18 protein-coding genes and 1 pseudogene are annotated in these 12576 nt (G+C 66.4%); 7 read left to right on the top strand and 12 right to left on the bottom strand.

Annotation, left to right across the window (positions count from 1 at the left end; translation table 11 throughout):
• The 3 genes from A5779_RS31300 to A5779_RS31310 form a co-directional block, all read left to right on the top strand.
• Positions 1-372: ATP-binding cassette domain-containing protein (locus A5779_RS31300; RefSeq protein ID WP_131811724.1), on the top strand; the 372-nt coding region annotated here is incomplete at its 5' end.
• Positions 373-504: 132 nt separating this feature from the next.
• The gene (locus A5779_RS31305; protein WP_064887750.1) at positions 505-795 is read left to right on the top strand and encodes a DUF4193 domain-containing protein; all 291 of its coding nucleotides are present in this window, start codon (positions 505-507) and stop codon (positions 793-795) included.
• A gap of 15 nt (positions 796-810) precedes the next feature.
• The gene (locus A5779_RS31310; RefSeq protein ID WP_064887752.1) at positions 811-1491 is read left to right on the top strand and encodes an alpha/beta hydrolase family protein; all 681 of its coding nucleotides are present in this window, start codon (positions 811-813) and stop codon (positions 1489-1491) included.
• Between the two features lie 33 nt (positions 1492-1524).
• Here A5779_RS31310 and A5779_RS34185 read toward each other — a convergent pair whose 3' ends face one another.
• Positions 1525-1677: a hypothetical protein gene (locus A5779_RS34185; protein WP_165609158.1), complete on the bottom strand. Its 153-nt coding sequence runs from the start codon at positions 1675-1677 to the stop codon at positions 1525-1527.
• Positions 1678-1759: 82 nt separating this feature from the next.
• On the opposite strand from A5779_RS34185, the gene A5779_RS31315 reads away from it, so the two are divergent.
• Both A5779_RS31315 and A5779_RS34715 read left to right on the top strand, forming a co-directional pair.
• Complete coding sequence (locus tag A5779_RS31315) at positions 1760-1951, top strand: hypothetical protein (RefSeq protein WP_039313160.1); 192 nt, start codon at positions 1760-1762, stop codon at positions 1949-1951.
• Positions 1952-1959: 8 nt separating this feature from the next.
• Positions 1960-2079 (top strand): annotated as a pseudogene (locus tag A5779_RS34715) (emopamil-binding protein); the annotation flags it as partial.
• Here A5779_RS34715 and A5779_RS31320 read toward each other — a convergent pair.
• From A5779_RS31320 to A5779_RS31360, 9 genes are all read right to left on the bottom strand, one after another.
• Positions 2071-3336 carry an MFS transporter gene (locus A5779_RS31320; RefSeq protein ID WP_064887754.1) on the bottom strand — a complete coding sequence of 422 codons (1266 nt, stop codon included), beginning with the start codon at positions 3334-3336 and terminating at the stop codon, positions 2071-2073. The pseudogene A5779_RS34715 and the gene A5779_RS31320 sit on opposite strands and share 9 nt — an antisense overlap.
• Positions 3333-3980, bottom strand: a complete 648-nt coding sequence (locus A5779_RS31325) for a GntR family transcriptional regulator (protein ID WP_236734942.1) — start codon at positions 3978-3980, stop codon at positions 3333-3335. The genes A5779_RS31320 and A5779_RS31325 overlap by 4 nt, the downstream gene beginning before the upstream one ends.
• Positions 3981-4029: 49 nt before the next feature.
• Entirely contained in the window at positions 4030-4458 is a 429-nt protein-coding gene (locus tag A5779_RS31330) for a DUF5313 domain-containing protein (protein WP_064887757.1), read from the bottom strand.
• A gap of 14 nt (positions 4459-4472) precedes the next feature.
• A complete protein-coding gene (locus A5779_RS31335) occupies positions 4473-4988 on the bottom strand; it encodes a MarR family winged helix-turn-helix transcriptional regulator (protein WP_064887759.1) in 516 nt (171 codons plus the stop codon).
• 63 nt (positions 4989-5051) lie between these two features.
• Positions 5052-5726 (bottom strand): cAMP-activated global transcriptional regulator CRP, encoded by a 675-nt coding sequence (gene crp, locus A5779_RS31340; RefSeq protein ID WP_064887761.1) that lies wholly within the window; start codon positions 5724-5726, stop codon positions 5052-5054.
• A 162-nt stretch (positions 5727-5888) separates the two neighbouring features.
• Complete coding sequence (locus tag A5779_RS31345; RefSeq protein ID WP_064887763.1) at positions 5889-7331, bottom strand: bifunctional aminoglycoside phosphotransferase/ATP-binding protein; 1443 nt, start codon at positions 7329-7331, stop codon at positions 5889-5891.
• A gap of 95 nt (positions 7332-7426) precedes the next feature.
• Complete coding sequence (locus A5779_RS31350) at positions 7427-8089, bottom strand: response regulator transcription factor (protein ID WP_064887765.1); 663 nt, start codon at positions 8087-8089, stop codon at positions 7427-7429.
• Positions 8086-9303, bottom strand: coding sequence for a sensor histidine kinase (locus A5779_RS31355; protein ID WP_064887767.1), 1218 nt, complete (start codon positions 9301-9303; stop codon positions 8086-8088). The genes A5779_RS31350 and A5779_RS31355 overlap by 4 nt, the downstream gene beginning before the upstream one ends.
• A 75-nt stretch (positions 9304-9378) precedes the next feature.
• Positions 9379-9666, bottom strand: coding sequence for a hypothetical protein (locus tag A5779_RS31360; RefSeq protein ID WP_131811725.1), 288 nt, complete (start codon positions 9664-9666; stop codon positions 9379-9381).
• A gap of 126 nt (positions 9667-9792) precedes the next feature.
• Here A5779_RS31360 and A5779_RS31365 point away from each other — a divergent pair, with 126 nt between their 5' ends.
• Entirely contained in the window at positions 9793-10458 is a 666-nt protein-coding gene (locus tag A5779_RS31365) for a TetR/AcrR family transcriptional regulator (protein WP_131811726.1), read from the top strand.
• Positions 10459-10467: 9 nt separating this feature from the next.
• The gene (locus A5779_RS31370; RefSeq protein WP_064887773.1) at positions 10468-11337 is read left to right on the top strand and encodes a LysR family transcriptional regulator ArgP; all 870 of its coding nucleotides are present in this window, start codon (positions 10468-10470) and stop codon (positions 11335-11337) included.
• 7 nt (positions 11338-11344) lie between these two features.
• On the opposite strand, the gene A5779_RS31375 is transcribed toward A5779_RS31370, so the two are convergent.
• Both A5779_RS31375 and A5779_RS31380 read right to left on the bottom strand, forming a co-directional pair.
• Positions 11345-11926, bottom strand: a complete 582-nt coding sequence (locus A5779_RS31375; RefSeq protein ID WP_064887775.1) for a TetR/AcrR family transcriptional regulator — start codon at positions 11924-11926, stop codon at positions 11345-11347.
• Between the two features lie 13 nt (positions 11927-11939).
• Positions 11940-12576, bottom strand: a 637-nt coding sequence (locus A5779_RS31380; RefSeq protein ID WP_064887777.1) for an oxygenase MpaB family protein, incomplete at its 5' end; no start/stop codon positions are given.

Consider the following 12576-nt stretch of genomic DNA (forward strand, 5'->3'; position numbering starts at 1 on the left):
GACTTCACCGGCACCGCGCGACTCGTGGACCGCTTCGAGCAGCAGCTGCCGGACTGGTCGACGGCCGATGTGCGGACCCTGCTGGCGAAGTTCGGGCTGCGGGCCGATCACGTCGAACGCCCGGTGGACGAGCTGTCACCGGGGGAGCGCACCCGCGCCGGCCTGGCGTTGCTGCAGGCACGTGGCACCAATGTGCTGGTTCTCGACGAGCCGACGAACCATCTGGACCTGCCCGCCATCGAGCAACTCGAACAGGCGCTTGAGGCCTATGACGGTGCGTTGTTACTGGTCACGCATGACCGCCGCATGCTGCAGAACGTTCGGTTGGACCGCCGGTGGCTGGTCGACAACGGGCGTGTCGCCGAGTTGTAGCGCTGGCGTCTGCCGATATCCACGAAGGCGTCGGCGATCCATGGTTCTGCGGTTTGGCGATGTGCTCGCGGGGGAATGCAGCCCGGATCGCAATGTCGGGCCGAGACCCAGGACCGGCCGAAAGGACACGTAATGACCACCGACTACGACGCGCCCCGCCAGAAGGAAACCGAAGAGTCAGTCGACGAGTCTTTGGAAGCGTTGGCCGGTCGAGGCAACGATGCTGCCACCGACGTTGACGAGGCCGATGCGCTCGATGACTTCGAACTACCAGGTGCCGACCTTTCCGGTGAGGAGTTCACCGTGCGGGTGGTACCGAAGCAGGCTGACGAGTTCACCTGTTCGAGCTGTTTTCTCGTCCAGCACAGTCACCGCCTGGCCAGGGGCGGACCCGACAATCCGGTCTGCGTCGACTGTGCCTGATCGGCGGTCGCCGCCGTGACCGAGTCCGTGCAGTATGCGCCGGCGCGCTCGGCCGACGTTTTCGGTGACCGCACGGCGCCGACGCTCGTCTTGTGGCACGGCATGCAGACCGATGCCCGCGCCGCCGTACGCCCGATTGCCGAGCTGGTGGCCAGACGCGGTTTCGGTGTCGTCGTGCCCGATTGGGATTCCCACGCTCCTGATGGGGGCCGATCAGACCTGCTGCGCTCCGTGGAGTTCGCCCACTCCTGGGCCGTGGAACCTGACCATCTCGCATTGGCCGGGTGGTCGTTGGGTGGTACCGCGGCCGCTGGACTCACCATCCACGCCGCCCGGTTCGGCGCCGCCATTTCTCATACGGTGTGCCTGGCCGGCGCCTTCATGGCGACGGACCCGATCTCGGGTGAGCAGTTGGCATCCAGCCTTTCCGCCGATCGGGTGGGTGCGTCTTTTACCTTGCTGCATGGTGTCGGCGACGACGTCGTCCCGGTCTCGGTGAGCCGCACGTTCGCTGCCGAACTCGAGAAGGTCGGGTGGCCGGTCACCCTCGTCGAGCTACCGGCTGATCACGCCACGATCGCCGGTACCAGGTACGACGCTTCGCGAGATCAGTACGTGCCGGCCGAGGATGCCGAGACGCTGCGGACAGCTGGGCTGGTAGCCGACCACATCGCCGCTGCGCTGCTGCACCCGTGACACCGGACGGCAGCGGTCCGCGCCGGCCTGCGCTCAGCCGGAGTCTTGGTTCACGTCAGGTTCGGTCAGCTCCGGCGCGATCTCTCGTGTGGCCATCCCGCCTTCGCGACCGTGATCGGTAGGCCCTGGAGGTGGTTCCTTGGCATCGTCGGCGCTCTCGTCATGGGGCTTGTCTGAGCTGGGCATGGCGATTGGCTACCCACAGTCGCGGGTTCCAATCCGTCCACGGCGCTGATTCGACGGCCTAATTCGGGGGAACGCTGAGCCAATGGCTACTTATCGTGTACTCAATCCCAAGGGCGAGGTCGTCGACACCAAGGACATCGAGAGTGCTGACGACGCCCATGCGTGGTTCGTCGACCAGAAGGCGGAGCCGGAGTTGGGCTGGCGCATGGAAGTGCTCTCGGCCGACGGTGACTGGGCGTTCTTCGATGACAGCGAAGGCGACCGCAAATACTGACCACCGAGGAGAACGTTCCCTTCATCGTGCTGCTGGCGCTCGTTCTCTACGCGATCTATCCGCAGATCGATTACCTCACGCGGCGTGCCGGTGTGGGCGATGACAGCCGGGTGCCCACATCACTGTGAGCGTGCGCCGGCCGTCCGCGGCTCCAGATGCTTGGCCCACCCCGACGCGCACACGGCCGTGCAGACAATCGCCAGTGCGCCAACGAAAGTCAGCATCTCCGGATAGCTGAACCAGTGCGCCAGCGCAGCGAGTACCGCGGGCAACAGGAACCCCAGATAGGCCAGCGAGTAGTAGACCCCGGAGATACCGGCGAGCTCGTCGGGCGGGGCAATGCGTTGGATCTCAAGCAGACCCGACACGATCGCGATGCCGTAGGCACTGCCGAGCAGCATCGCGACCAGCGGCGCGACGAGCGCTGAGTGTGTGACAGCGGTGGCCACCGCGGCGAAGATGCCCAGTGCCATCAACGCCATCGACACCACCACGGCGCGGGAGCTGGACACGTCGTCGAGCCGGCGCGCGACGGGTTGGATCGCCACGCCGCAGCCCAATGTCAGCACGGTCAACCCCACGGTGTACAGCAGCGCCCAGGACCCGAGCTGGTCGGCGACCAGCGCCGGCACCACGGCGTACGCGATGGCGGCCGAGCCAAAGATCCACGGTGCCATGGGAACAACCACATGTAGGAACCGGCGATGGCCGGCTGCAGGCACTTTCAACCCGTCGAGGAAGGGCCGCGAGGTCGTGCGGGACCGGGTCTCGACGGCCCGGTTCCACACCGCCCACACCACCGGCACGCACAGGGCAGCGTGGACCAGGTAGGTCAGCACCAACGGCAGCGGCGCGTACACGGTGAGCAGTCCGGCGCACAGCGGCCCGACGCCGAAGCCCAGGGACAGGCAGATCGAGGCGCGGCGCGCTCCGGCCCCGGCGGAAGCATCGTTGTCGAAGGGTGGCCTGGACAGTTCAGCGATCCACGCCGAACCGACTGCCATCGCGATGCCGACCGCCACTCCGCTGAACAACCGGCCGACGAACAGGGCCGGGAAGCCCCAGTAGTCGCCGACGGCCAGTATGAGACTGCCCAGCGCGGCGCTGATCACGCCGGCGGCCATCACGTTGCGTCGACCGTGGCGGTCCGACAGCGTCGAGGCGATCAGCAGCCCCGGAATCAGGCCGAGAACGTAGGCGCCCAACAGGATGTCGACGTCGACCCGGGTGTAGCCGGAGTGCTGGGCATAAGCGATCAGCAGTGGGGTGAATTGGTTTCCGCCCCAACCGATGCAGAAGACGGCGACGGCGACGGCGAGCCATGGCTGCATGCGTCGCCGGCGCCGGGCGGGCACCTCGACGAATTCCGTTGCGACAGCGGTCATGCCAGCACCACCCGGTAGGTCGCTTCCAGGTGGGACAGGAGGGCACCCTCGAAACCGGGGACATCACGGCGGCCGATGGCATCGGCCAGATCCGCGTGTTCGCCGATCAGCTCGGTGAGCCGGGCGGAGTCCGATCGGGCGGCGCCGGCCATCATGCGGCGCTGCCGATCGCTGAGTGATCCGTAGAAGCGGCCGGCGATCGAATTCCCGGCGACCTGCACGATCCGGCGGTGAAACGCATCGTCGGCGGCGGCGAACTGATCGGCGTCACCGATCGCGGCGCCGTGGCGCTGCCGTTCGACCAACTCGGTCAGCTCACCGAACAGAGTGTCGATGGACTCCGATGACCGGCACAGCCGGCGCACCGCCGCGGTCTCCAGTGCCAGGCGCATCTCCAGCAGGTCGGTGGCCTCTTGGGCGGACACGGGGACGACGACGGCGCCGCGTCGCGGCATCAGGTCCAGGAAGTCCTCGGCGGCCAGGCGCAGAAACGCCTCGTGCACCGGCGTCCGGCTGACCCCGAGCTGCGTCGCCACCTCAACCTCGCTGAGCAGCTGCCCGCCGCGAAACTCACCGGAGAGGATCTGGTCCTTGGTCATCCGGTAGACGCGCTGGCTGTTGCTCGATTTCTCGTCCTGGCCCACGGAAGACCACTGTACCCCTTGCATGCAAGGGGTGTGGCCAGGTCAAACCCTAGAACGGGCTGCTGTTGGCCTGATGCTTGGACGCTTCGGGACGGGGCCCGAACCGCCGGATGTACTCCTCGTGCTTTCGCTGGTCCTTCTTGTACTGGATCTCGTCGACCAGATTGGGGTCCAGGCCGTGCTGCGCCAACCGGTGCCGGCGCCAGATCTTGTTGAGCGCGAGCGCCATCAAGATGGCCCAGATGTAGATCGGCACGGTCATCTCGATGTGCACATAGAGCGAGGCGGGCAGAAGCCAGAGCGGCGCCAGTACGAACAGCGGCGGGATCGCCATCCGGATCAAGTGCCGCCGCACGGCGCCATGGTCGGCAAGGTCGTGAGCCACCCACTCGCGCATGGAATCGGGCAACCGCTTGCCGTAGCAGTAGGCGACGTATTGAAAGAAGTTGGGACGGTCTTTGGTTTTCTGGCCGGCCATGAGGGCTCCTGGTGTCAATCGGTGAGTGAATTGGCCGCCAGTGCAGCCACGTTGATGCGGGTCAACACCCGATGCAGCTCTTCGAGTTCGGCGATGTCGACGCCCAGGCGCTCCACCACCGCGGGTGGGATGGCCAGAGCCCGTTCACGCAGGGCGATCCCGGCCTCGGTGAGCTCGACATCGGTCGCGCGTTCATCCCCGGCGCGGCGGCTGCGGGTGAGCAGGCCGAGTGCTTCCAGCCGTTTGAGCATCGGCGAGAGCGTCGCCGAATCCAGCTGCAGCGCGGAGGCGATCTCTTTGACCGACAGCGGCGGAGTGCCGCCGGAATCGGACCGCTGGTGATCCCACAACGCCAGCATCACCAGGTACTGCGGATGGGTCAGGCCCAGTGGCTCCAGCAGTGGCCGATACACCGCCAGCACGGCGCGGTTGCTCACGGCCAGCGCGAAACAGACCTGCCGCTCGAGCGCCAGGGGGTCGGCGCTGAGCTGCACAGGGGGCGCGGCAGACGCTTCAGATACTGCGGTCATACTTAGAAAGTACCCTAATAGTTAGGGTACTAACAATGTCTCGACGGTCACATGCTCACACGGTCAGTGCGCGCGCTTGGCCAATCGTTCGGCGTTGTCGATCAGGATGCTGCGGCCCTGAACGCGGATCCAGCCGCGCTGCGCGAAGTCCGACAGCGCCTTGTTGACCGTCTCGCGCGAAGAGCCGACGAGTTGGGCGATCTCTTCCTGGGTCAGCTCGTGGTCGACACGCAGCGCGGTGCCATCGCGGCTGCCGAACCGTTGCGCCAGGTAGAGCAGTTGCTTGGCGACCCGGCCCGGCACATCGGTGAAGATCAGATCGGACAGGTTGTCGTTGGTGCGGCGCAACCGGCGGGCCAGCACGCGCAGGAGCTGTTCGGCGATCTCGGGCCGGTCGGCGATCCAGCTCCGCAGCACGCTGCGGCTCATCACGACCGCCTTCACCTCGGTCAGAGCGGTCACGGTCGAGGTCCGCGGCCCCGGATCGAAGATGGCGAGCTCGCCGAACATGTCCGACGGACCCATCAGTGTTATCAGGCTCTCGCGACCGTCCACGGACTTGCGGCCGATCTTCACCTTGCCCGAGGTGATGATGTACAGCGTGTCGCCGGGCTCGCCCTCCGAGAACACCACCTCGGTCCGACGGAAGGTCACCGGTTCCAACTGCCGGACGAGCGCGGCCACGGCGTCAGGCGACACACCTTGGAAGATGCCGGCGCGGGCCAGCACTTCATTCATATTTCCCCCTTGGTGGATGTGCCGAACCTGGTGACCCGGAAGGTTTGTACTGGTCGCAGCCGAAAGGAAGGCCGCCGTTTTACTTTACAAGGGCTATCGATCGCCCCGCGGCTCCGGGTTTACACCGAGGCCACATTCCGTAATGGAGGCGAACGGTGGCGGTCAGATCGCCGAGCAACAGATCCGCTGGGCTTCGGCGACGGAGTCCGCAAGCGGACGACGCGTGTTGATGGGATGGGCGTCGGACCAATCGGCGTCGGACGCCAAACCTTCTGCGATCTGCGGGGTGGCATCCGAGTTGGTGACCCGACGCTGGACGATGCGCTGCTTGGCTTCGTCGAGAGGCACTGTGCACGACAACTCCGCTGTCGGGCATTTCTGGTCCGCTGCCATCTCCCGCGCTCGCCGGCGAAGATCCGGATCCCGCCAGGTGCCGTCGAGGATCACCGACTGCCCCATGGCCAACGTCTCGCGGGCCTTGTCCAGCACGGCCTCATACACAGCGGCCACGTTCTCGCTGCTGTACAGCCCCTCGTTCAATATCCCGGCCGCGCCGTCGACGAGCCCACGCTCTTGCAGCTCGCGGCGCACGTCATCGGTGGAGATGACCCGGGCCGCCACCTGTTCGGCGAGACCGTGCGCGAGCGTGGTCTTACCGGTACCGGGACCTCCGCCGATGATGACCAGTCGCACGGCACCTCGGCGGAGGTGATCGAGGGCGATGTCGAGATGGCGCCTGGCGTCGTCCGCGGCGCTCGCGTCGCCCTGATCAACCCTGATGCAGTCGACTTTGGCGCGGACTCCGGCACGGTAAGCGATGTAGAAATCCACCAACGCCGGTGGCGGGGTATCCCCGGAGAGCCGCTGGTACTCGGCGATGAAGTAGTCCGCCAGGTCTCGGCGGCCGAGGAATTCCAGGTCCATCGCCAGGAATGCGGCGTCGTCGCAGCAGTCGACATGGCGTAGGGCGTCGTCGAACTCCAGACAGTCGAGGATGGCCGGCCCGTCCGGCATGCAGAAGATGTCGCCGGTCAACAGGTCGGCGTGGCCGTCGACGATGCGGCGCTCGGCGATGCGGCCGTCGAACAGTGCGGTGCGTCCTGCGATGAACTGGTCATACAGACGGTCGACCTCGGCCAGCGATTCCGCGGGCACCACGGTTCCGGCGTACTTGCGCAATTCGGTGAGGTTGTCACGCCAACGGCCGGCAACTGCGGGCACCGTCGCTGCGCGGTCGATGTCTTCCGACCGTTCCGCGCCGGCGTGAAACCGCGCGATCACCTCCGCGATCGCCGACAGATGCTCCATCACGGGTTCACCATTGACGACGATCGACGTCAACCGGCGCGAATCGGGGTACCTGCGCATCACGATCACCGGCTCGGGCGGGCCACCTTGCGGATCGGAAAAATGGGCGACCCCGAGATAGCTGTCGGGCGCCAGCCGCTGGTTCAGGCGAACCTCACGTAGGCACACCTTTTCGCGCTGCTCGACCGAGCTGAAATCGAGAAAGTCCGTGGTGACGGCCTTTTTGGCCTTGTAAGCCTTCTCGCCCACCAACGCGACGATCCCGGTGTGTGTTTCGTGAATTTCGGCAGCGGCCATAACCCATGATGGCTCGGCTTGGACTACAGAAGGTAGTGGTCATCCGTCGGCATTCGCCTGCCGAAAGTCCTTCAGCCCATGGCCCAAAGACCCTACTACCGGGGACTGACCAGCCCGGTGTCGTAGGCGTGGATGATCGCGGCGGCGCGGTCACGCAGGTCGAGCTTGATGAAGATGTGGCCGATGTGGCTCTTAACGGTGAGCCCGGAGATGCTCAGTTCATCGGCGATCTCGGCGTTCGAATGCCCCTTGGCGATGAGCGTCAGCACATCGAGCTCACGGGCCGTGAGGTCGCCCACGGCGGCGGCGCGACGTGGTTCGGCGGACTTGCGGTAGGTGGTGAGCACTCGCGAGGTCACCGCGGGGTCGAGATAGCTGTCACCCAGTGCCACTGCGCGCACCGCCCGGATCAGTTCCTCGGCGGAGGAATCCTTGAGCACGAACCCGCTGGCTCCCGCACGCAACGCCCCCGAGAGCAACTCGTCGTCGTTGAACGTGGTCAGCGCCAGCACCGGCGGCCCGTCGACCGCTGTCACCTGGCGGGTGGCCTCGATCCCGTCGACCCGTTTCATCCGCAGATCCATCACCACCACGTCGGGGCGGTACCGGCTGACGGCGTCGGGCACCTCGTCACCGTCGGCGCATTCGGCGACGATCGTGAAGCCGTCCTTGCGCCGAAGGATGCGGCGCAGGCCGGAGCGCACCAGATCCTGATCGTCGACGAGGAGGACCGCTACCTCGCTCACCGGGTCCGTCATGACACCACGGGGCACCAGCGGGGTGCCCGGTCGGTGTCGTCCAACGGAATGTTCGTGCGCACCGACCATCCGTCGTCGGCGGGGCCGACGCTGATGATCCCGCCGAGGAGCTCGACGCGCTGGCGCATTCCGCGCACCCCGCGACCCTCCACGTCGTGACCGTTCCGCACGGCCAACGCCGGGACCGGGAGTCGATTGGCGACCGTCAAGGTCGCCGAGGTGCGTGAGATTCTCAGTAGCACGGTCGCTTCCGCATCGGGTGCATGTTTGGCGATGTTGGCCAGCGACTCCTGGGCGATGCGATACAACGCCAAGCCCACCGCTGCCGAGACCGCATCGGTGCGGCCGGTGGCGTCGCACCGCACATTGAGCCCGGCACGCACGAAATCGTCTACCAGACAACTGATGTCGTCGACGCCCGGCTCGGGAGCCATGCTCATCGGGGCGCCGTCGAGTAGCCCGACCGTGCGGCGGATGTCGGCCATGGCCTGACGGCCGAGGCGTTCAGCCTGCTCCAATGCCTCCACGGCGTCGTCGACGTCGCGGTCCTGCTGCAACCCGCGACGTGCGCCCGTCACATGCAGCAAGGTAACGCTCAGCGAGTGCGCGATCACGTCGTGGACCTCGCGGGCGATCCGGCGGCGTTCATCGGCCGCCGCGTGGCGGGCCTGCGCGGCCTGTGACTCCTGTTGCTGTCGCATGAGTTGCTGTTGGGTGTATACGAGATAGCCCACCAGCCAGCCCATCCCGAGGATTCCGAGATAGAGCGGCAGGGCGTCGAGGCGGTGCTGTGCCGCGGCGGTCAGCAGCAGGGTGGCCGCGGTCAGCGACGCGAGGAATCCGCCCCACACGCCGGCCAGCGAGGCCACCTCACCCACCATCAGCACCGCGATCAGCGGGGCGAAATCATTGGGGACCGGTGTCGCGGTCGCGAACAGCAGGATCGCGGTCGAGGTAGTCCAGGTCGCCCAGACGATCGGCGCCTTGAAATCGACGCCGGACAGGTAGAACAACGCGAAGGGGGCGATGCAGACGACGAGTGCGAGCAGGCCCGCCGGAAGGTCGGCCGTAGGCCGTTGCAACATCGCCACCACGCCGGCACCCATGACCGTGGTGTCGAACGCCAAAACGATGGCCCAGTTGTAGCCGACCGGCAGGGCATACCCCCGCCGGTGTACATGCGCGCGCAAGCCGCGGGCGATGCTGCCGAGCATGTTCTGATCGTAGAAGGTGAGCTTGTTTCCGCACGTCCTACCAGAGTCGGATTTTTTGGGGCCGGATTTCAACACTCAGAGTCGCCACATCTCACGTGCCATCGCGGAGTCCTCGACGAATTTTTCGCGCAGCGGCGGATAGTACGGCTGCTTGAGATCGGGCCGGGGAGCGGCCGCCAGCGCTGTGCGCACCGCGGTCAGGGTGCGCCGCCAGAAACCACCCTCCCGACGGGCGGGGCCGCTCGGGATCGCTGGATCTGTCACCGGAGGGGTGAAAACGGCGTCTTTCGCCGTCCATCCACGGGCGACGCCGGTCATCGAATTCGCTATCGAGATAGCTGGGGAACGCTGTGCTCGTGTCATGGCTCGACGCTACGAAGAATGCAGGTCAGCCCACATCGCGCTGCTGTCCGATCTTGACCTACGACCGTAGTAGGACAACTGAACCGACCACAGGACGATGGGGCCGCGACTGGTTAGGCTCCTGTTGTGCCCTCGAGTTCGACCCGTAGGCGTGGTCCCCGGCGTGATGTCGACACCCGAACTCTGATCGTCGATACCGCAGAGCGAATGTTCGCGGAGATGTCGATCGGTGCGGTGGCGGCGCGGGCAGTGGCCCGCGAGGCGGGCGTGGCCAGTCGTGCGGTGGCCTATCACTTCCCGGCCAAGCGCGACCTCGTGCTGGAGGTGGCGCGACGGCGCGCCCCGTCGGTGTTCGAGGCCGTTGTCTCCGAGCTGGTGCGGGTGGCTGAGGGCGGTGACGAGATCGGGGTCTCTGACGTCGTCGAAGCACTCATCGCGCCCTACGTCAGGCTGCTCGACGAGGATCCGGTCGGCGGATTGCGCTGGCTGAAGGTGATGAATCAGCTTGCCCTGGATGAAGACCAGATCTGGCTCGACCAGCTGGCGGGCACACCGAGTCTGCCGGAGTTGTTCTTTGCCGCGGCAGGGCGTGCGGTGCCGGACATTCAGACCAGAGAAGGCCAGCAGCGCAGCACAATTGCCATCCTCGGGATGATCGGCGCGCTGGCCAGCTCGGACTTGTCGCTCTACGGTCGGCCCTTGGGGCCCGGCGGCTTGGACCGCGGGTGGGTTGACCAGTTGGTCCGGTTCACCGGCAGCGGTTTACGCGGCAACGATGGTCTGCCCGATTAGGATCGTTGCGTGCAGATCGACGGCCAGCAGCTCGCTGCTTTCGCCGCGGTGGTCGAGTTGGGGAGTTTCGACGCGGCCGCGCAGCGTCTGCATGTGACGCCGTCGGCGGTCAGTCAGCGCATCAAGGCCTTGGAGCAGCGTGTCGGTCAGGTTCTGGTGGTGCGCGAAAAGCCTTGCACGGCAACACCTGCCGGTGTCCCATTGCTGAGGTTGGCGGCGCAGACGGCGTTGTTGGAGTCCGAGACGCTGGCGGAGATGGGTGGTGGTGCCGGGCACCGCACCAGGATCGCGTTGGCGGTCAACGCCGATTCGATGGCGACCTGGTTCACCGGAGTATTCGCCCGGGCGTCCGAGTTCTTGTTCGACATCCGGATCGAGGACCAGGACCTTTCGGCACGCTTCCTGCGTGAGGGTGTGGTGATGGGCGCGGTCACCACCGAGCGGCGCCCGGTGCCGGGCTGCCGGGTGCATGCCCTGGGGGCGATGCGTTACGTGCCGGTGGCCGGTGCCGGCTACGTGCAGCGCTACCTACCGGACGGTTTCACCCACGACGCCGCGCAAGCGGCGCCGTCGCTGGCCTGGAACCGAGATGACGCACTGCAGGATCAGTTGGTGCGCAAGGTGTTCCGCAAAGATATCGTCAGGCCGATCCATTTCATCCCGACGGCCGAGGGTTTCGGCGCCGCGGTGCGGGCCGGGTTGGGCTGGGGGATGTACCCCGAGGAACTGGTCGACGAAGACTTCGTCCGGATCACCGAGCAGTATCTGGACGTGCCGCTGTACTGGCAGTGCTGGAAGCTCGACAGCCCCATGGTCGACACCATCACGGCGGCGGTTCGCGACGCGGCGGCCGGTCTGCGCGGTCCGGCCCAGGCTTGAGAGTCCGCTACCGCACCAGCGGAGCCAGGTGCTTTCGCGCGTAGGCGCGCACCGCTTCGTCGTCGTTGACGTCCAACACCGTCGTCGGCATCTGGGCCAGCGAGCACGCCAACCGGATGTGCAATTCGGCCACGGCCAGCAGTTCGGCGTCAGGCATGGTCGCGCCCGCCGCGCGAAGTGCCTTGGCCATCGCCGACGACGCGTGGTGCAGAAAGGCCGGAGCCTGGTCATAGGCGCCGGCCACCGCGGTGAAATCGGTGTCCAGTCGCAGGAACCGGCGCATCACCGGCTCGGTGGTCAACAGCCGCATACCTTCACAGAATGCCGCCACCGCAGCCTCGTTGGGGCCGGAATCGATTGCGACCGTGCGTAACCGATGCATCGCCCCGTCGAACGTACGCCGCCCCAGCTCGGTGATCAAAGCGTCGCGGGTGGGGAAACGACGGTAGAGCGTGCGGCGGCTGACGCCGGCCTGCTTGGCGATGACGTCCAAGCTGGTCCGACCGAGCCCGACAAGCGCCACTTCCTCGGCCGTGGCCTTGAGGATGGCGTCTTCCTGTTCGGATTGGCTGGCGTTGCTGCGTGGCATCGCTACCAGTGTGTCAGCCTGCCGCCGGACATCCCAGCGGCGCGAACGAATCCAGGGCCACCGATCGGTGCAGGCGCACCAGCTTCTCGTACTGCAATCGGTTGTAAGCCAGGGGCACCAGCAGCAGCCGGTCGGGCAGTACCCGCCAGGCCAGCTGAAGCATACGGGTGTAGACCGCGAACTCCCGCTCATGGCGGGACTGCCACCGGAACCCCGTCATCTCGCGGATCCCCGGATGCATGATGCCGAATGAGCACACCTTGATCACGCGGCCGGCGATCGGTCGCACCGCCATCCAGGACGGGGTCAGCGCCAGTCTCAGCGGGGTGGGCAGCAGCAGGGTCGGCAACGGCAGCTGGGTCAGACCGGTCGTCACCCGGCTCAGGAATGCGTTGCCCTGCAACTGGTTCTCCACCATGTCGTCGTAGTACCGAGCCGCGTCGGCATAGGTTTGCGGCAGCTTCGCCGATGCGCCCGGCAGTTCGATAGAGCGGAACGCTTCGAGCAGCTGACGGTAGGCCGCCTCCTGCTCGGCGGCGTTCATGGTGATACCGGTCGCCGGGCTGAACGAATGCAGGACGAGGAAGATGCCGCTGATCGCAATCCAGTTCCACAGCTGGGGGTTGAGTGCGCTGTAGCGGACGTCGGCG

The sequence above is a fragment of the Mycolicibacterium peregrinum genome (assembly GCF_001665625.1).
Classification (GTDB): Bacteria; Actinomycetota; Actinomycetes; order Mycobacteriales; family Mycobacteriaceae; genus Mycobacterium; species Mycobacterium peregrinum_B.